The organism is Amycolatopsis sp. WAC 04182, from assembly GCF_003947465.1.
In the GTDB taxonomy this organism is placed as follows: Bacteria; Actinomycetota; Actinomycetes; order Mycobacteriales; family Pseudonocardiaceae; genus Amycolatopsis.
The window spans coordinates 213,501-231,467 of record NZ_QHJJ01000005.1; the positions used below are offsets into that span (position 1 = coordinate 213,501).

At 69.9% G+C, this 17,967-nt stretch carries 17 protein-coding genes; 6 read left to right on the plus strand and 11 right to left on the minus strand.

All coding sequences use genetic code 11. The annotated features are described in order from the left end of the window. Nucleotides 1-72: 72 nt before the first annotated feature. Together DMH01_RS26960 and DMH01_RS26965 are read right to left on the minus strand one after the other, a co-directional pair. Nucleotides 73-315, minus strand: coding sequence for a hypothetical protein (locus DMH01_RS26960; protein ID WP_125680015.1), 243 nt, complete (start codon nucleotides 313-315; stop codon nucleotides 73-75). Further along, on the minus strand, nucleotides 308-1,573 hold the full coding sequence (locus DMH01_RS26965) for a PspC domain-containing protein (RefSeq protein ID WP_125680016.1): 1,266 nt from the start codon (nucleotides 1,571-1,573) through the stop codon (nucleotides 308-310). Before DMH01_RS26965 ends, DMH01_RS26960 begins: the two co-directional genes overlap by 8 nt. Before the next feature lie 111 nt (nucleotides 1,574-1,684). Here DMH01_RS26965 and DMH01_RS26970 point away from each other — a divergent pair, with 111 nt between their 5' ends. Genes DMH01_RS26970 through DMH01_RS26980 form a run of 3 tightly spaced genes read left to right on the plus strand, consistent with a single transcriptional unit; the run spans nucleotide 1,685 to nucleotide 4,124 of the window. Then, the gene (locus tag DMH01_RS26970; protein ID WP_125680017.1) at nucleotides 1,685-3,040 is read left to right on the plus strand and encodes an ATP-binding protein; all 1,356 of its coding nucleotides are present in this window, start codon (nucleotides 1,685-1,687) and stop codon (nucleotides 3,038-3,040) included. Between the two features lie 7 nt (nucleotides 3,041-3,047). Further along, nucleotides 3,048-3,755 carry a response regulator transcription factor gene (locus DMH01_RS26975; RefSeq protein WP_125680018.1) on the plus strand — a complete coding sequence of 236 codons (708 nt, stop codon included), beginning with the start codon at nucleotides 3,048-3,050 and terminating at the stop codon, nucleotides 3,753-3,755. Next, nucleotides 3,756-4,124, plus strand: a complete 369-nt coding sequence (locus tag DMH01_RS26980) for a DUF4345 domain-containing protein (protein ID WP_125680019.1) — start codon at nucleotides 3,756-3,758, stop codon at nucleotides 4,122-4,124. It abuts the gene before it with no gap. Between the two features lie 77 nt (nucleotides 4,125-4,201). Here the strand turns inward: DMH01_RS26980 and DMH01_RS26985 are convergent, their stop codons facing one another. Beyond that, nucleotides 4,202-5,146 (minus strand): DMT family transporter, encoded by a 945-nt coding sequence (locus DMH01_RS26985; protein WP_125680020.1) that lies wholly within the window; start codon nucleotides 5,144-5,146, stop codon nucleotides 4,202-4,204. A 102-nt stretch (nucleotides 5,147-5,248) separates the two neighbouring features. Between DMH01_RS26985 and DMH01_RS26990 the strand changes: the two genes are divergently transcribed. Beyond that, nucleotides 5,249-6,181: a LysR family transcriptional regulator gene (locus DMH01_RS26990; protein ID WP_125680021.1), complete on the plus strand. Its 933-nt coding sequence runs from the start codon at nucleotides 5,249-5,251 to the stop codon at nucleotides 6,179-6,181. A gap of 63 nt (nucleotides 6,182-6,244) precedes the next feature. Continuing rightward, nucleotides 6,245-6,913 (plus strand): alpha/beta fold hydrolase, encoded by a 669-nt coding sequence (locus tag DMH01_RS26995; protein WP_125680022.1) that lies wholly within the window; start codon nucleotides 6,245-6,247, stop codon nucleotides 6,911-6,913. Here DMH01_RS26995 and DMH01_RS27000 read toward each other — a convergent pair. The 7 genes from DMH01_RS27000 to DMH01_RS27030 form a co-directional block, all read right to left on the minus strand. Continuing rightward, the gene (locus DMH01_RS27000) at nucleotides 6,910-7,956 is read right to left on the minus strand and encodes a serine/threonine-protein kinase (protein WP_125680023.1); all 1,047 of its coding nucleotides are present in this window, start codon (nucleotides 7,954-7,956) and stop codon (nucleotides 6,910-6,912) included. The genes DMH01_RS26995 and DMH01_RS27000 overlap by 4 nt on opposite strands. Nucleotides 7,957-7,968: 12 nt before the next feature. After that, nucleotides 7,969-9,585 (minus strand): serine/threonine-protein kinase, encoded by a 1,617-nt coding sequence (locus DMH01_RS27005; protein WP_125680024.1) that lies wholly within the window; start codon nucleotides 9,583-9,585, stop codon nucleotides 7,969-7,971. A 219-nt stretch (nucleotides 9,586-9,804) separates the two neighbouring features. Next, nucleotides 9,805-10,650, minus strand: coding sequence for a hypothetical protein (locus tag DMH01_RS27010; protein ID WP_125680025.1), 846 nt, complete (start codon nucleotides 10,648-10,650; stop codon nucleotides 9,805-9,807). Between the two features lie 255 nt (nucleotides 10,651-10,905). Next, complete coding sequence (locus DMH01_RS27015) at nucleotides 10,906-12,141, minus strand: hypothetical protein (protein ID WP_233621679.1); 1,236 nt, start codon at nucleotides 12,139-12,141, stop codon at nucleotides 10,906-10,908. 338 nt (nucleotides 12,142-12,479) lie between these two features. After that, nucleotides 12,480-12,785: a hypothetical protein gene (locus tag DMH01_RS27020; protein ID WP_125680026.1), complete on the minus strand. Its 306-nt coding sequence runs from the start codon at nucleotides 12,783-12,785 to the stop codon at nucleotides 12,480-12,482. Between the two features lie 87 nt (nucleotides 12,786-12,872). Then, a complete protein-coding gene (locus DMH01_RS27025; RefSeq protein WP_034304455.1) occupies nucleotides 12,873-13,160 on the minus strand; it encodes a chorismate mutase in 288 nt (95 codons plus the stop codon). A gap of 168 nt (nucleotides 13,161-13,328) precedes the next feature. Then, nucleotides 13,329-13,748, minus strand: coding sequence for a DUF1707 domain-containing protein (locus DMH01_RS27030; protein ID WP_125680027.1), 420 nt, complete (start codon nucleotides 13,746-13,748; stop codon nucleotides 13,329-13,331). 90 nt (nucleotides 13,749-13,838) lie between these two features. Between DMH01_RS27030 and pcrA the strand changes: the two genes are divergently transcribed. Next, nucleotides 13,839-16,253, plus strand: a complete 2,415-nt coding sequence (pcrA, locus tag DMH01_RS27035) for a DNA helicase PcrA (RefSeq protein ID WP_125680028.1) — start codon at nucleotides 13,839-13,841, stop codon at nucleotides 16,251-16,253. 693 nt (nucleotides 16,254-16,946) lie between these two features. Here pcrA and DMH01_RS27040 read toward each other — a convergent pair. Then, on the minus strand, nucleotides 16,947-17,633 hold the full coding sequence (locus DMH01_RS27040; RefSeq protein WP_125680029.1) for a M23 family metallopeptidase: 687 nt from the start codon (nucleotides 17,631-17,633) through the stop codon (nucleotides 16,947-16,949). Nucleotides 17,634-17,967 lie beyond the last annotated feature (334 nt).

Genomic DNA, 17,967 nt, shown 5'->3' on the forward strand with positions numbered 1-17,967 from the left:
GGTCGGGAGCAAGGCGAAGGCCCCGGCGAGGGGCCGGGGCCTTCGGAGTGGAGTGGATCGTGGGCGCCGCCGCTAGCGGCGGCTCTTGCGCAGCGAAGCGGCGAGCAGCAGGACGCCGACGAAGATCGCCCCGCCCGCCATGACCCACCGGAAGTCGAACTGCGGGAGCCACGTGGAGCCGTCCGAGAGGACGTAGCCCGACACCAGCAGCGTCGCGATTCCGATGATCAGGGTGAAGACGTCCACCCCGCGCTTCGCGGGCTGCGACGACTGGGTCTGCGTGCTGTCGTAATTGTCGTAGTCGTACTCAGCCACGGCGCACCTCCACGTTCCCGACACCGTTCTCGACCTTCACAGTGATCTTCTGTCCATTGGTGCCCGGCGACGTGAAGTCGACGACCTCCTCACCGACCCCCGAGCGCGACTGGCCGAGGCAGTCGACCTCGCCCGCTCCTGTCTCGCAGGAGACCTTCACTTCGGCACCGGCCGGCACGAGCACCGTCGAGTTGCCCGCACCGTTGGAGACCTTCGTGGTCACCGACGCCCCCGCGGGCAGCTTGGTCAGATCGACGTCGATGTCGCCCGCCGAGTGGCGGTACTCCGGCAGCACCTCGGACACCTGGCTCGGCGTCGCCCTCAGGTCACCGACACCGCCCTTCACGGAGAAGTTCTCGAACGGAACCGTGGTCAGCGCCATCCCGACGATCGCCAGCGGCACCGCCAGCCCGATCAGCCCACGACCGCCGCGGACGAACGAACCGGCCACCAGCCCGATGCCCACCACACCCAGGGTGAGCCCGACGACGTGCTGCGGGGTGAACCACGCCTCGCCGTCCAGCCCAAGAACGGTGCCGACACCGGCCACGAGCACGGCGATCCCGAAGGTCATGGCGCCGATCTTCGACTTCCGGCCACGAGGCGCGGGCGGCGCGGGAGGCGGCGGAGGAGTCTGCGGCGGCAGCCCGCCAGAGGGCGAAGCGTTCGGCAGATCCCAAGCGGACGGGTCGGCCGCGAGCGGGTCCCAGCCGCCCTCGGTCGCCGTCGAGGTGGAGGCAGCCGACGCCATCGAGAAAGCGGCCGTCGGATAAGCCGGAGCGGGCATCGTCGGCCGGTTGTACTGACCGCGGTTGCGGTGCAGGAGATACAGCGCGACGGCCATCAGCGCGAAACCGATCAGGCCGGTTCCGTCGGTCATCCAGCCGCCGCTCAAGGTCCAGGTGAGACCGGGGAAGAGCAGGAGCAGCAGCATCACCGCGAACGCGGGCGAGCTCGACGCGCGCCCCCGGCCGATCAGGCTCTCGAACGCGGAAACGGGGTCGCCCTCCTGCGGCAGGAACAGCCAGCCCAGCAGATAGACGAAGACGCCGAAACCACCGAACACGGTCGCCGCGACCAGCGCGACGCGGACCACTGTCGGGTCGATGCCGTACCGGTAGCCGATGCCGGCGGCCACACCGGCGAACTTGCGGCCCGCCACCGGGCGGACCGGCCTGCTCCGCCAGAAATCCTTGACGGTCTCCTCGAAGCCGGCCGCGGGGCCGCGCTTCGGAACCTGTGTCTCACTCCCACTCATGCCACAAAGAATGCGCCCCGGCGGGCCCTCGCCACATCCGGGAACGTCCCTGAGGTTTCCCCCAGCGGGAAGAGTCAGGGGTTTCCCCGATGGATCGGTACCGCACTCCGTGTGACCATGGAGAACGTGCAGGAATCCGCCCCCAACGACCTCGCCGCACAGGTGAAGCCGACGATCATCGAGCGCCCTCCGGTGCCCGTCGTCGGCAGCCTGTCCCCGGCACCGTTCGAGCCGCCCAAGATGTACCGCCGCCGCTCCGGCCGCGCCATCGCGGGTGTCGCCGGCGGCCTCGCCGACCACCTCGGCGTCAAGGTGCTCTGGGTCCGGACCGCGTTCGCGTTGCTGGCCGCGCTGAACGGCGTCGGTCTGCTCGCGTACGGCCTGCTCTGGGTTTTCGTCCAGCAGCAATCCGGTGAGGTCGAGCCGGAGAAAGCCGCGCCGAAGGAGAAGCAGCAGGCTTTCGGCCTGATGGCGCTGGGTGTCGGCCTCGCCGTCGCCAGCGGCACGCTGACCGGCTTCATCAGCGGCTGGGTCGCCATTCCGCTGGCGCTGGCCATGATCGGCGCGGCGGTCGTCTGGCGTGAGGCCGACGAGTCGCAACGCCGCCGCTGGCGCCTCGGTGCCAAGGGCGGTGTCGCCACGGCGTTCCTCGGCGGCGGGGGCTGGTCGGCCGCGATCCGCGTGGTCGCCGGTGTCGCGCTGGTGATGACCGGTATCGGCGTCGTCGTGCTGGAGAGCGGCAGCATCGACCAGGTCAAGTTCGCGCTGGTCGCCGTCATCGCGACGCTGTTCGGGGTGGCCGTGCTGACCGTCCCGTTCTGGCTGCGCCTGGTCCGTGACCTGTCCGACGAGCGTATGGCCCGCATCCGCACCGACGAACGCGCCGAGATCGCCGCGCATCTGCACGACTCGGTCCTCCAGACCCTCGCGCTGATCCAGAAGCAGGCGGATTCGCCGCGCGAGGTCGCCCGGCTCGCGCGCGGTCAGGAACGTGAGCTGCGCGGCTGGCTGTACGGGCCTTCGGGGTACGGCAAGAACAAGAAGACCGAGGAAGAGGCCGTCAGCGGTCAGCTGTCCGAAGTGCTCGCTGCCGCGTGCGGCGAGGTCGAGGACGCGTTCGCGATCTCGGTGCAGCAGGTCGTCGTGGGGGAGGCCACGCTGAACGAGCCGCTGACCGCGCTGGTCCAGGCGGCGCGCGAAGCGATCGTCAACGCCGCCAAGCACGCGGGTGTCGACGAGGTCAGCGTGTACGCGGAGGTCGAGCCGACAGCGGTGACGGTCTTCGTGCGGGACAGGGGCAAGGGGTTCGACCCCGACGTCGTGCCGAGCGATCGGCACGGTCTCGCCGATTCCATCCGGGGGCGGATGGAACGGCACGGGGGCAAGTGCAAGCTGCGTACCGCACCGGGTGAAGGAACCGAGGTCCAGCTGGAGATGCCGGTCAAGGCGGGGAAGGGCGCGGCGTGAGGTCGCTATGCTCACGGGACAGGGCGAGCGAGGGAGCATCGTGACGGAGAACCAGCAGACGCGGGAGCCGGTCAAGGTCTTCCTCGTCGACGACCACGCGCTCTTCCGCGCGGGTGTGCGCACCGAACTGGACTCGATCACCGACGACGTCCGCGTGGTCGGTGAGGCGGGCTCGGTCGCGGAAGCGGTCGCGGGCATCGCCCGGACCAAACCGCAGGTCGTGCTGCTCGACGTGCACATGCCGGACGGCGGCGGCGCCGAGGTGCTGCGCCGGATCCGGCCGGAACTGCCGGACGTCGTGTTCCTCGCGTTGTCGGTCTCCGACGCCGCGGAGGACGTGATCGCCGTGATCCGCGCGGGGGCGCGGGGGTACGTCACGAAGACGATCTCGTCGAAGGAACTCGTGCGCGCCGTCGTTCGGGTCTCGGACGGTGACGCGGTGTTCTCGCCGCGGCTGGCCGGCTTCGTGCTCGACGCGTTCGCCGACCGCCCGGGTTCCGCGCCGATCAGCGACCCGGATCTCGACCTGTTGACCCCGCGTGAGCGTGACGTGCTGCGGCTGCTCGCGCGCGGGTACGCGTACAAGGAGATCGCGTCCGAGCTGTTCATCTCGGTGAAGACCGTCGAGACGCATGTGTCGAGCGTGCTGCGGAAGACGCAGCTTTCGAACCGGTACGAGCTTTCGCGCTGGGCTTCCGACCGGCGTCTCGTCTAGGTGGCGCCCGTTCTCCTCGGCCTGGTGGCCGTGTTCTTCCTGGGCATGGGGCTGCTCGGGCTCGTCGCGCCGAAACGGCTGATCCGGCCGTTCGGCATTTCTCTGGAGTCGGCGACGGCGCGGACCGAAGTGCGCGCGGTGTACGGCGGCTTCGGGGTGGCCGTCGCGGTGCTGCTCGGGTTCGCGGCTTTCGACGTCGGCGGGATCCAGCGGGGCGCCGCGATCGCGGTGGCGGTCGCGCTCGTCGGGATGGCCTTCGGGCGGCTGGTCGCTCGGTTCGCGGAGCGGCCGGAGCGGTTCTATCCGAGCTGGCTCTACTTCTGGGTCGAGATCGTTCTCGCCGCTCTGCTCATCGTCGCGACCCTCTGACCTGCGTTTAGCGGGCTAATCGCGATCCGGCGAGCCCCCAGGCCCCACCGCATCGCGTTTAGCCCGCTAAACGCGGGTCACGGCGCGGGCTCGCCGGCGGCGGCGAGAGGGCGCTCGACCTGCGGAGTGGTAGCAAAGGTCCCTTGCTCCTCCCTCGGGCGGAGCCGGGTCAGCGCGACCCCGCCCAGTACGACGACCATCCCGGCGATCACCCGCAGGTTCAGCGGCTCGGCCAGGAACACCGCCCCCAGCAGCACCGACACCACCGGCAGCAGGTAGCCGACGATCGACGCCGCGACGGCGCCCTCGCTCGCGAGGAGCTGGTAGTTCAGCGCGAACGCGATCCCGGTCGACCCGATCCCCAGGATCACGACCGCGACGATCGCGCCGGTGCTCAGGTTCACCGGTTCGAACCCGCCCATCGGCAGCGCGAGCAGCATGAACCCGGTCGCCAGCAGCATCTGCCCGCCGGCCAGCGCGAGCGGCGAGTCGCCGGTGCCGGTGAGGTACTTGCCCTCGTAGACGAACGCGAACCCGTAGCTCGCGGCCGCCGCGAGGCACGCCAGCGCACCCCAGCTGAGCAGGCCGGACGCCTCCCACGGCGCGAAGATCAGCAGGATCCCGGCGAGCCCGACGACGAGCCCGGCGATCCGCACCGCGGTCATCTTCGTCCGCGCGCCCATCATCGGCGCGGCCAGCAACACCCACAGCGGTGTCGTCGAGTTCAGCACCCCGGTGATCCCGGAGTCGACGGTCAGCTCACCCCACGCGAACAGCAGGAACGGCAGCGCGTTGTGGAAGAACGCCGCGACGGCCAGATGTCCCCAGATCCGCCGTCCCGACGGCAGCCGGTCCCGGCCGAGGTAGCAGAGCCCGATCAGCACCGCCGCGCCGAGCGCCACCCGCGCCAGCACCAGCTGCACCGGCGAGAACGCGCCGAGCCCCAGTTTGATCCAGAAGAAACTCGATCCCCACATGAGCGCCAGCGCGCCGATCCGCAGCAGGGTCTTCGTCTCGCCCACCCCAGTCCTCCTTAAGTGCCTGGCCCAGCTTCGCCGCGCCGACGCGTAAGGACAAGCGAAAATAACTGCAGGGAGCCTTAAGAAGAACTGTAAGATCGGGGCATGCTGGACGTCCGCCGCATGCAGGTACTCCGAGCCGTGATCAGCAGTGGGTCGATCACCGCCGCTGCCCGGAATCTCGGCTACACACCTTCCGCGATCAGCCAGCAATTGTCCACCCTGGAAAGGGAAGCGGGGGTCGAACTGCTCGAGCGCGTCGGCCGCGGCGTGCGGCCGACCCCCGCCGGTTCGCTGCTGTCCGAACACGCGGAAACGCTGAGCACCCAGCTCGCGAAGGCCGAGGCCGCGCTCACCGAACTCAAGGAAGGCCGCACGGGCAGGCTCGCGATCCGCTACTTCGCCACGGCGGGCGCCTCGCTGGTGCCCCTGGCCGTCGCCGCGCTGCGCCGGGAATTCCCGGGCGTCCGCCTCGACCTGAAACTGGTCGAGCCCGACGATTCGATGCCCGAGATCGAGTCGGGCAAGGCCGACGTCGCGATGATCGTGCTCCCCAGCAGCACTCCCCGGGTCAAAGGCGTCGAATACGTCCACCTGCTCGACGATCCGTACCGCGCGATCCTGCCGAAGAACCACCGGCTCGCCCGCAAACGCGTCCTCGATCTCGGCGAACTCGCCGAGGATCCGTGGGTCGGCGTCGACGGTCTCCCCGGCGCCTGCCGCGACATCCTGCTCGACGCCTGCGGCGCGGCCGGATTCGCCCCGAACCACGTCGTCGAATCCGAGGATTACCAGACGGCACAAGGGTTCGTGGCCGCCGGACTCGGTGTCGCGCTGATCCCGGAGCTCGGCCTCGGCGCCCCGCATCCCGGCGTCGCCATCCGGAAGGTCCGGCGGCCGGATCCGGTGCGGTCCATCCACGCCGCCGTGGCCGCGCACGCCAGGGAACACCCCGCGGTGCGACGGTTCCTCCTCGCCATCCGCGAAGGGGCCGGACAGGTAAGCGGGGCTGGCCGAGTGGGCACGAAAACCGGCTGAGCTTGATCAGCCGCACGGGCGGTCGACAACCTGGCAGGGAACCCCGCCAGCGAAAGGATCCCGGTGCGTCCCCTGATCGTCCTGCACGGCTCTTGGCACCAGCCCGCCCATTTCGACGACGTCGCCGGACGCCTGCGCCGGGAAGGCGCCGAGGTCACCGTTCCCGATCTCGGCGGGCGTCCGATCGCCGAAACCACCCGCACAGTCCAGGAACTCGTCGACAGGGCGGCCGAACCGCCGGTGGTGCTCGCGCACTCCTTCGGCGGCCTCACCGCCAGCGGGCTTCAGGGGACTTCGCACCTGATCTACCTGGCCGCGATCGTCAGCGAGCCAGGGGAAACCGCTCAGTACTGGGCCGAGCGGATCAAGGAGGAAACCGGCCGCGAACCCGATCAGGTGCCCTTGACCTTCGACGACGCGGGCCTGACCCATCTCGACCTCGCCGCCGTCCGCGAGGCCATGTACGCCGACTGCACGGACGCGGTCGCCGAGCGCGCCACGGCGTTGCTGCGCCCGGAACCGGTCACGATCTTCGACGAGTCGCCGGAAGGCTCGGCGTGGAAGGACACCCCGACCACGTACATCGCCTGCACCGAAGACCGGGCGCTCGCACCGGAACTGGTGGCCCACTGCGCCGCGCGCTGCGACACGACGGTGACCTGGCGGGCGAGTCACAGCCCGTACCTCAGCCGTCCGGTCGAACTGGCGACGCTGGTCCGCGAACGGCTCTAGATCAGGAACAGTTCCGCGAACAGCACACCGATGAGGATCGCCGCCACGACGGCACCCGCGACGATCAGCCATTTCCGGGTGTCCGGCGACGACTTCGCCGCCACCGGCGCGGCGGGAGCGTATTGCTGCGCCGGCGGGGAGTACTGCGGCTGCGGCGGCTGATACTGCTGCGGCTGGTGCTGGGGGAACTGCGGCGCCGGCTGCTGCGGCGCCTGCTGCATCGGCACCGGCATCGAAGCCGGAACCGTCGGCATGGCGGGCGCGGTCGGCGGGATGAACGCCGTCTGCCGTCCCTCGGTGATCGCGTTCAGGGAGCGCACCGTGTCGGCCATCGTCGGCCGGGCGTCCGGCTCCGCCCGCAGCATCTTGCGCAGCGCGCCGGCCAACGGCCCTGCCGTCTGCGGCGGCCGTTCCGAGGACTCGCCATCCTCACCGAACGGCGGCACCCCCTCGACGGCCGTGTACAGCGTCGCGCCCAGCGAAAACACGTCGGACGCCGAAGTCGCCGGTTCGCCGCGCGCCACCTCGGGCGCCCGGTACGCGGGGCTCGGGCCGCCACCGGTGATGCCGATGTCGGTGAGCTTCACGCCGCCGTCGTCGGCCAGCAGGACCGTGCCCGGCTCGACGGTCCGGTGCACCACCCCGGCCTCGTGCATCGCGGCCAGCGCGCGGCCGAGCACGATGCCCAGCCCGGCGGCCTGCTCCGCGGTCAGCCTGCCGTGCTCGGCGAGGAACGTCGCCATCCCGCGGGAGGGGATGTACTCCATCACCAGCCACACGTCCGGCCCGTCGGGCAGCACGTCGTACACCTTGATGGCGGTGGCGTGCTCGAACTTGGCCGCGTCCTTGCCTTCTTGGACGACGACGGCCTTGGCCTGCTCCGCCCGGTCCGGCGGCAGTCCGACGGGCAGGTACATGCGCTTCATCGCGACCGTGCGCAGCAGGCGTGTGTCGAACGCCAGCCACACGATGCCCGCCCGGCCGCGCCCGATGGGCTGGTCCAGGCGGTATCGGCCGCCGACGATGGAACCTTCAGAACTCAATTGCAGCCTCGGTCACGAGTTTTGCGGGGTCGATGTCGGTGTGTCCGTGTTCGACGGAGAGGTCGTTGTCGTCGGAGCAGACGACTTCGTCGGAGTCTTGGAGGGCGTCTTCGTCGGCGTCGGCGGATCCGGCTCCTGCGTCTGCGTCGCCTTGCTCGACGTCTTCTTCGACGAAGTCGGTGTTTCCTTCGGCGGCTCGGCGGACTCCGTCTCCGTCGGCGTTTCCGTCGTCTCCGGAGCCGATGACGTCGCCGAAGGACTCGGCTTCGTCGACGAGTTCCCCACCTGCGCGGGCGTCTCCGGATTGTTCGGGCTCAGCAGCCAGAACCCCAGCGCGGCCAGCGCCACCACCACGACACCGCCGATGATCGCGGGCTTCTTCCACGCGCCCGGCTTTTCGTCGTCGTCTTCGTCCACCGGGCTGGTCTGCGCACGGGTGGGCGGCGGCGGGGGCGGGTTGTCGTAATCGTCGTCGTAGGGGTCGTCGTCGTAGTCGCCCGCGGGGATCGGGACGGCGCGTGTGGGCGCGGGGCCGCCGCCGGGGTGGCCGCGTTCGGCCAGCAACGCCGTCTCGTCGTAGTTGTCGTACCCGTCGTAGTCGTCTTCCGGGTAGCCCGACGCGGGCGGCTGGTGGTAGTCGTCCTCGTCGTCGTAGTACGACCCGGCCGCGTCCTGATCGTCGAGGAGCGAGCCCGAGTGACCGGCGGCCTCGCTGTCGAGCGCCTGGGTCACGCCACCGCCGGCGAGCGCGCCCGCGATCGGGGCGGCGAGCACGGTGTCGTCCGTGGGGGCGCCCAGCGGCGTTTCACCCCGCGCGACGGCGGCGAGGAGCTCTTCGCACTCTTCGGCGGTGGGGCGGTGCCGTACCTCCGGGTGCAGCAGTACGGCCAGCACGCTGGCGAGCGGGCCGGACTGACGCGGCGGGATGATCTGCCCGGCCGCGACCGCGTGCAGGAGGCTCAGCGTGTTCTCGCTGAGGCCGAACGGCGGCTGGCCTTCGCAGGCCGCGTAGAGCGTCGAGCCGAGGGAGAAGACGTCGGACTCCGGGCCGGGGTCGCCGCCGATGGCCACCTCGGGCGCCAGGTAGGCGGGGGTCCCGGCGATCATCCCGGTCTTCGTGACCGTGACGTCGTCCTTGGCCCGCGAGATGCCGAAGTCGGTGATCTTCACGGTGCCGTTGGGCGCCAGCAGGATGTTGCCCGGCTTGATGTCCCGGTGCACGATGCCGACCGCGTGCGCCTCGGTCAGCGCCGCCGCGACCTGCGCGCCGATCCGCGCGACCTCCGTCGGCGGCAGCGTCCGCTGCTCCTGCAGCACCTGGGCGAGGCTGGTGGAGTTCAGGTACTCCATGATCAGGCACGGCTGGCCGTTGTCGTCGGTGACGACGTCGAACACCGAGATGGCGTTCGGGTGGTGCAGCCTGGCGGCGATACGCCCCTCGCGCATCGTGCGCTGACGGGCGTCTTCGGCGTCGTGAGCCTCAAGCCCCGGTTGCAGCAGCAACTGCTTGATCGCCACCGTGCGGCCGAGTACCTCGTCGTGCGCTTGCCACACGGCCCCCATCGCGCCCGTGCCGATCCGCCCGGCGATGCGATATCGACCGGCGACCAGGCGACCCTCGTCGCTCACGCGACCTCCCTTTGGGCTCCGTCTTCACGACGCGGAATGGTCCGCGTGCGCGGTGCGGCCTTCAGCACGCCACAGCGTTGGAGCGTATGCACATGTAGTGGTCTGTGTGCCGGCTTTTCCGAGACCGACTCGTGACAAGGCTAGGCGCTCACTCTGCGCACACACACGCGGCACACTCTGATCGCCCTGGGTGGAGGGCTGTTACACGCGCGGTGTCCGTCACATGTGCTGCGCGGACAGCAGCCGCGCGTCGGTGATCAGGCCGGAGGTCTCGTCGGCGAATTCCAGCACCTGCGTGACCCGCAGCAGGCCGCCGTCCGGGTTGCGCATGGTCACGACGGCGAGGATGGTGCCGTCGGCCTGTTCCCGGATGTCCTGGATCTGGATGGCGTCCATGGCGCTCCAGGCCTCGATCAGCTTGCCTGCTTCGGACTCGGCCAGCACCGGCGTGATCAGCGACATCGCGCCGTACGGATCGGCGTCGACGGTCTGGTAGAACTTCCGGACCGCGTCGATCTTGTCCTCGGCGGTGCTGACCGCGGCGGGTTTGGCGGCAGGCTGCGAGCTGGTGCTGCTGGACGACGAGCCCCGCGGCGGGAGCGAGCCCGATCCGGTGCCCGAAGACGGCTGAGGCGTCGTGCTGGTGCCCGACGGCGTCGGCGTCTCCTGCTTGCGCTGCGGCTCGGTGGAGTCCGGGACGGCGAGCCCGCCGAGCGCGGCGGCTCCGCTCATCACCTCGGGTGCGGCGGCCCCCGGCACGGTGCCTTGAGGCTGCGCGCCCGCGAGGACGCCCGCGGTGACGACGGCGCCCGCGACCAGGAGCCCGGCGGCGACCAGACCGGCCAGCTTGGCCCGGCGGGCGGCCCGGCTCTCCGGCTCGTCCACCTCGGGTTCGGGCCGCGGCGACCGCTCTTCGCGGGTGCGCGTGGGAACGAACTTCTGCGGCTCGCGGAAGACCTGCTCGAGGTACTCCCGGTCGACGCGGGTGTCGTTCAGGATCTCTTCCGGGATGACGTCCTCGACACGTACGGCGTCCTCACGCCGTATGCGCTGTCGATCAAGCACGAAATTCCTCGCTCTGGTCCGGGGCAGGCGCTGGGCCGTTCGGCCGACGCCTTTGGTCCGCGCGGCCGTCTTCTGAACGGTGCGGACCCTGCAGTCGTCAGGTAACCCTGTGCGGACGGTCCACGGCCAGGCTCCATCGCCGGAATGCCGTCGCGATACGACGAACGGCAGCTTAGGTCACCCACCCGGACCAGGGATGACCGCTCAGCGCACCGCACGTGCAGAGGAACAGGACACTTGCACGTGCGGGGTCGCCTACATGCCGTCGTCGACGATCTTGGCGTCGTCGCCGAAGGTGAACGTCCGCTGCTCCATGGTCTTGGTCCCGTCCTTGTGCGTGACCTCGACGGTGTTGACCGTGACGCCGCGGCGCTGGTCGATGCTGACCTTCTTCACCTCGAAGTAGGCGACGTCGGCGTAGCGCTCACGGAGGCCCTCCGCGCCTTCTTCGCGCAGGCCGCCGGAGGTCACCGAGGACGCTTCTTGGGGGTTCGTGGTGACCGAGTTGAGGAAGAGTTCGGTGTTGTCGCCCATCGCCTGCGCGTCCTGCTGCTCCGAGTACCAGGGGCTGGGCGTGGTGGTGCGGTTGGCCGGGACGACCGGCGGCTTCTGCGGCCGGTCGCTCGACGACGGCGCGGGCCGCCCGGACGTCGCGGGACCGCTCGAGCCGGGCCTCGACGAGCCGGTCCCGTCGCTTTCGCTGTCCGAGGGGGTGCCGGAGTTGGCGGAGCTGCGGTCGTCCCCGGTGGAGGACTCCGTCTCGGATTCGGACGGGTTGCCCGCCGCACCGCCCTGCGGCGGGGTGGCCGGATGGCCGGCGAGACCGTCCTGGGTCAGCGGGCTGCCACCGCGGTATCCGGGCCAGCCGCCCTGGCTCTGCTGCTCCGGGAGGGGTTTGCCGACCAGGTACGAACCGGCGAAGAGCAGGCCGACCACGACCAGCGCGGACGCCGCCGCCGCGAACCAGGCGGCCTTGCGCCAGGTCTTGGGCGGCGTCACCGAAGCGGGCACCGTACCGAGGTCGAAGGTGCTCAGACCGTCGACCGGCGGGGCGAGGTAGACGCGGACGTCGTCGGTGTCGTCGACCTCCACCGGCTCGGGACGGCGGGGAGCGGGGGCGGTCAGTGTCACCTTCGTGCGCTGAGCGGCCTTCGCGCGCCGTTCTTCGACGGGAGGCGGGACGGGTTCGCTGAACGAAACCTCGACGCGGGCTGGGTGCTCTACGGGGACCTCACGAGCGGGCTGGGGGAGCGGCAGACGGCCGCTCGATGGGGCGTAGCCGGGGCTCGGCGCCCTCCCGTCCCGCGGTGGCGGAAGGGGAAGGGAACCGGTGGAGGGCGGGGCGAACTCACGGTGCGCGTGATGCCCGTGCCCGGTGGGGCGCTGCCGCCGCGGCGGCACGGAAGGAGTCCAGCCTTCGGTACCGCCCGCCCGGTGGCGGCCCGCTTGCGTGGCGCCGTTCCGTCCCTGGTGTTCCGCCCAGCCGTTCATGTCCGAGCGACCCCCTCACAGGCCGGCCCTGACGGCGATGTGACACCGGTTAAGCCGAACGGAGCAGCGGGTTCACGGGATCCCTCGCTTGCAGACTCCCAAGCAACCTCGTGAGCAAATGCACGCGCATACGACTCGGGGCGCGCGGGGCCATCGCCCCCGCGCGCCATACGGGCATCGCCCGACCCAGACGCAAGGGTCCACACGAGGACCACACTAAAAGTTCGACACCCGCAAGTCTTCACCCACTCTGCAAGTTGCAGATGTTTCACTCGGTCGGGCGCGGCCGAACGGGCCTCGGTGACGTTACGGAGTGCGATCGGCGCTGGTGAGGCCGTTCAGTTGCCGCTGCGGTACTTCTGCTGGGTCGATTGCAAGGCTTTCGTGGCCGTGATCCCGCTACCCGCTGCAAGCAAAATGGCGATGACGTCGAGCGTCGTTCCCCCACTCGTGAGCAGCCAGGCGAAAAGGGACGCGGCCGTGGTACCCGCCGCGATCGGCCAGCGCGTCTTGACGTACTGGGCGATGGGGGTGCCGCCCGCGCGCTTACCCGCCGCGTTGTTCAGCATGGCGAGATAACCGAGATGGCCCAGTGCGGCGAGCACACCGGCGATCGCGATCACGACGGCGATGAGGTTAATCATGTGTCCAGTTTGCCCTGTCCCTGGCCGCCGTGGCTCGGGGAACACCCTGAGTTTCGCCTCACGGCACGCAATCGTGACGCCGGGCGGCTACCGACCCAGCCTGCCCCGCCCGAGGTTGAGCAGCGCCATCGCCAGCTGCCGTCCCTCCGGCCCGAGTTCGCGGTAGCGCGCCAGCACGTCCATCTCGCGGTTGTAGACGATCCGGGTGCCGCCCGCGGCCATCCTGGCCGCACCGATCGTCTTGGAGACCTCGACGCGGCGTTTGACCAGCCGCAGGATCTCGCCGTCGAGGAAGTCGATCTCCTTGCGGAGCTCACCGATCTCTTCGGCGGTGGCGGTGGGTTCTTCGGCGTCCGGCTTCTGTGTGGTGCTCATCGGGACCTCTCTTCGGTCCGGATTCCCTGCTGGCCCCCGGAACAGCGTAAAGCCCCGGGGTCCGTGGACTCCGGGGCTTCGGGTGATGGCATTGGCGGCACTATGCGATCACGGGAGCCGGAGTCCGGGTCCCGTAAAAAAATCGCGTCGCGTGCCGCATGCGGATCATTATGCCACAGCGAAACCCTCCTCCGGCTCGAAGCGGCGGCGCGTTCCACGGACGCGGGCGTGCACGAGGACGCTCATGGCCAGCCAGAACATCGGCATCGCGGGCCAGAAGAACGGCACCCCCGAAACCGTCCAGCGGACGATCAGCAGCACCGACAGCACGACGGCGACCGCGAGGTGGATCCGCACCGCCGGATGCCCGAAGACGACCAGGCGCCGCTTCGGCACGGGTTTCGGCAGATCGGCCGTGAGCGCGGCGAGTTCGTCCGTGTATTTGGTGGAATACACGGCGCCGAGCCGCTCTTCCACTTCTTCGAGGGTGAGACGGCCTTCGCCGCCGGCGGCCTGGATGAGCGAGACGACGCGCTCACGGTCGGTGTCGGCGGCCCTGAGCCGGGAGGGAATTCCGTTGGTGTCCATGGCATCCGATCCTCCGCCGCGAACACCGCTCGCGCGTCGGACGACAGGCGGCAACACCGCCTACGCCCGGCGCTGTAGCGTGGACCGGCGATGAACACCCTCTTCGATCTCCCAGCGGACGGTCCGGCCAAGCCTCGGCACTCGGACCTGCTCGACGACCTGAACCCGGCACAGCGCGAGGCCGTGACCCATGCGGGCTCGCCGCTGCTGGTCGTCGCGGGCGCGGGTTCCGGCAAGACCCGGGTGCTGACCCGGCGGATCGCGTACCTGCTGGCCGAACGGGACGTGCACCCCGGCCAGATCATGGCGATCACGTTCACCAACAAGGCGGCCGCGGAGATGCGGGAGCGGGTGAGCGACCTCGTCGGCCGCCGCGCGAACGCCATGTGGGTGTCGACGTTCCACTCCATGTGCGTGCGGATCCTGCGCCGTGAGGCCAAAACGCTGGAGATGTCGTCGAGTTTCTCGATCTACGACTCGGACGACACGAAGCGGCTCATCACCCTCGTCGCCCGGGATCTCGACATCGACCCGAAGAAGTACGCGGCGCGCACGCTGGCCGTGCACATCTCGAACCTCAAGAACGAACTGATCGATCCGGAGACGGCGGTCGCCGACGCGGGCAACGACCTCGAACGCCGTGTCGCCGAGGTCTACGTCGAATACCAGCGGCGGCTGAACCAGGCCAACGCGTTCGACTTCGACGACCTCATCATGCGGACGGTCGAACTCCTGCAGCGGTACCCGGACGTCGCCGAGTACTACCGGCGGCGGTTCCGGCACGTGCTGGTCGACGAGTACCAGGACACGAACCACGCGCAGTACACGCTGGTCCGCGAGCTGGTGGGCACCGAGGCGAACGAGGCAGGCATCGAGCCCGCCGAGCTGTGCGTCGTGGGTGACGCCGACCAGTCGATCTACGCCTTCCGCGGCGCGACGATCCGCAACATCGAGGAATTCGAACGCGACTTCCCCAACGCGCGGACCGTGCTGCTGGAGCAGAACTACCGCTCGACCCAGACGATCCTGAACGCGGCGAACGCGGTCATCGCGCGAAACCCGAACAGGCGCGCGAAGCGGCTGTGGACCGATTCCGGCGACGGCGAGAAGATCGTCGGCTACGTCGCGGACAACGAGCACGACGAAGCGGCGTTCGTCGCGGGCGAGATCGACGCGCTGGCGGACAAGGGCGAAGCGGACTACTCCGACGTCGCGGTCTTCTACCGCACCAACAACCAGTCCCGGGTCTTCGAAGAGATCTTCATCCGCCTCGGCCTGCCGTACAAGGTCGTCGGCGGGGTGCGGTTCTACGAACGGCGCGAGGTCCGGGACATGCTCGCGTACCTGAGGGTGCTGGCGAACCCGGAGGACACGGTCAGCCTGCGCCGCATCCTCAACGTCCCCAAACGAGGCATCGGCGACCGTGCCGAAGCGGTCATCGCGACGTACGCCGAGCGCGAGCGCATCTCGTTCGCGCAGGCGTTGCGCGGCGCGGTCAACGGCGAGGTGCCGTTGCTGAACCCGCGCTCCGCCAAGGCGATCACCGGTTTCGTCGAGTTGATGGACGAGCTCGGCGAGGTCGTCCAGAGCGGCGCGGAAGTCGCCGACATCCTCGAAGCGGTCCTGGAGCGCACGGGCTACCGCACGGAACTCGAAGAGTCCGAAGACCCGCAGGACGCGTCGCGGGTGGAGAACCTGACGGAACTCGTCACCGTCGCGCGGGAGTTCACCGAATTCACCGCCGAGGTCGCCGGTCCGGACGGCGAACTCCCCGAAATCGACACCGCGGACGCCGGTGTGCCGGAGCCGGGCTCGCTGCCGGCGTTCCTGGAGCGGGTCTCGCTGGTGGCGGACGCGGATTCGGTCCCGTCGCCCGACGGCGGCGACGACGGTGAGGGGCACGACTCGGGCGTGGTCACGCTGATGACCGTGCACACCGCGAAGGGCCTCGAATACCCGGTCGTCTTCGGAACGGGCTGGGAAGACGGGATCTTCCCGCATATGCGCGCGCTCGGTGACCCGACCGAACTCGCCGAGGAGCGCCGGCTCGCCTACGTCGCGATCACGCGGGCGAGGAAGAGGCTGTACGTCTCCCGATCGATGGTGCGCTCCGCCTGGGGGCAGCCGCAGATGAACCCGGCCTCGCGGTTCCTCGACGAGCTGCCCGCCGATCTGGTCGATTGGCGCAGGCTCGCGCCCTCCTCGTCCTCGGGCGGTTTCGGTTCGTCGGGTGGATCGCCGCGTGCCGCGACGACCTGGGGGAGCCGCGGTGGCGGCTCGTCGTCCTCGAGGTCGGCGAGCACGAGCCCGTTCGGCAAGGGCTGGAAGGACACCGTCGCGCTCAAACTGGACGTCGGCGACAGGGTCAGCCACGACAAGTACGGGCTCGGGACCGTCGTCGCCTGCGACGGCGCGGGCCCCCGTGCCACGGCGACGATCGACTTCGGCGCCGCCGGCAAGGTCCGGCTGATGCTCATCGGCAGCGTCCCGATGGTCAAACTCTAGCCCTGACCTGCGGTTTCTTCGCCGCTTGCGAAAACTGTCGGACCCCTCCCGTATACCTGTGCCATCGAACACGAGTTCGATGCGCTGGGGTAGGCTGGAAGAGCCGGTGTGCCCCGTTCAGGAGGAGGGGGCGCAGCGGTGTGGACGGGGTCTTGTTTGGGGTTCTCTCGAGTGGGGTACTCGAGTATCTGCGGGGTGTTGAAGAAGGGGCGGGGACGGATCGGGGTCCGGAACCGCCGGAAGTGCTCAGGCTGGTCGCGGCCTGGCGCGCGTTACTGCGGACGCACGAACCGGACGGGGCCGGACGGTGTGTCGTATGCGGGCACGCGCGGCGATGGCTGTTCGGGCCGCGGCCAGCCGGGTGCCGAACTCTTTCCCGGGGACTTTTCGCCGGATGGCGGCCGATCGAACGGCGCCCGGCGGGTCTCTGCACGGTCTGGCAGGTCGCCGTGGGGTACTTCGTCAGGAAGCAGTCCGGCGGCGTCGCGTGAGGGCTTTGAGCGCCCGGAAAACCACCTGTGCTCCGGGCCGGATGGCCTACGACGTTTCCCTGTGTCCTCGAAGCCGATGTGCTCGAAGGGGGAAGCGGAGGCCTTGAAGGCGCGCCAGAGCGTCGTCGCCCGGCGCGCCCTCATCGCGGGCGGAGTCACCGGAGTGGTGAAACGGTGTGGTGAAAGGAAAGCCGAGGCTCGATCAGCCGACGTTCACGCCGCGGGCGGCGAGCCACGGGCGCGGGTCGATCTTCTTCGAACCGTTCTGCCATACCTCGAAGTGCAGGTGCGGGCCGGTGCTCTGGCCACGGTTGCCGACCTCGGCGATCTCCTCGCCGCACTTGACCTTCTGGCCTTCGCGGACGGAGAACGAGTTCATGTGGCCGTAGACGTGGACGGTGCCGTCGGCGAGCTGGACCTTGACCCAGAGGCCGAAACCGCTGGCGGGGCCCGCTTCGATGACCGTGCCGTCGGAGGCCGCGACGATCGGCGTGCCGATCGGGGCCGCGAGGTCGATGCCGAGGTGGCTCGTGCCCCACCGGGCGCCGAAGCCCGAGGTGAAGGTGCCCTTGGTCGGCATGCAGGTCTTGGGCCGCTTGGCCTCTTCTTCGGCCTTGCGGGCCGCTTCGGCCTCACGCTTGACGCGGGCCTGGGTGATGCTGTTGTTCTCCGAAAGCTTCTGGGCTTCGGCGGAGGCGTTCGTCGACTGGCTCGTCGGCAGCAGCTCGGGGGCGCCACCACCGGCTCCACCGCCGAGGGCGAACGAGGCGCTCGCGTCCTGGGTGCTGGCCAGCGGGGTGACGGCGGCGTCGGAGGATTCCGAAACGGACTTCAGGGTCTGCCCGGCAGCGGCGGCCGCGAAGGCGCCGGCAGCGACGGCTGCGACCACGACACGACCACGAAGGGCCGAGGACGGGGGCGACAGGCGGTGCGAGCCCCGGACGCGGACGACCGCACCATCGAGTGCGTTCTCGAGCGCCGGGGAAGGAGCTTGGCCGCCGGGGGAGCGGTGTGAAGCCAAGACGGGGCCTTCCATGTTCGGGGAGTCGGATCAAGAGCCCGGGCGGGGGATCCCGGTGAACGACCTCGGGGGTGGTTCGTTCGGTGCTCTCATTCGTGATCTGACTGTAATGGGGACCCCGGGACAGTAACGAAGCGGCACCCCGATCAGCAAGATCTGGCGGCGCTCTCGGCCGATCGGGCGACGGCGATCTAGCCGTTGT

What these genes read in the sequence shown, in the direction of transcription:
- DMH01_RS26965 (WP_125680016.1), bottom strand. Translation starts at nt 1,573, where the DNA reads ATGAGTGGGAGTGAGACACAGGTTCCGAAGCGCGGCCCCGCGGCCGGC.
- DMH01_RS26975 (WP_125680018.1), top strand. Translation starts at nt 3,048, where the DNA reads ATGCTCACGGGACAGGGCGAGCGAGGGAGCATCGTGACGGAGAACCAG.
- DMH01_RS26990 (WP_125680021.1), top strand. Translation starts at nt 5,249, where the DNA reads ATGCTGGACGTCCGCCGCATGCAGGTACTCCGAGCCGTGATCAGCAGT.
- DMH01_RS27015 (WP_233621679.1), bottom strand. Translation starts at nt 12,141, where the DNA reads ATGAACGGCTGGGCGGAACACCAGGGACGGAACGGCGCCACGCAAGCG.
- DMH01_RS27020 (WP_125680026.1), bottom strand. Translation starts at nt 12,785, where the DNA reads ATGATTAACCTCATCGCCGTCGTGATCGCGATCGCCGGTGTGCTCGCC.
- DMH01_RS27025 (WP_034304455.1), bottom strand. Translation starts at nt 13,160, where the DNA reads ATGAGCACCACACAGAAGCCGGACGCCGAAGAACCCACCGCCACCGCC.
- DMH01_RS27030 (WP_125680027.1), bottom strand. Translation starts at nt 13,748, where the DNA reads ATGGACACCAACGGAATTCCCTCCCGGCTCAGGGCCGCCGACACCGAC.
- pcrA (WP_125680028.1), top strand. Translation starts at nt 13,839, where the DNA reads ATGAACACCCTCTTCGATCTCCCAGCGGACGGTCCGGCCAAGCCTCGG.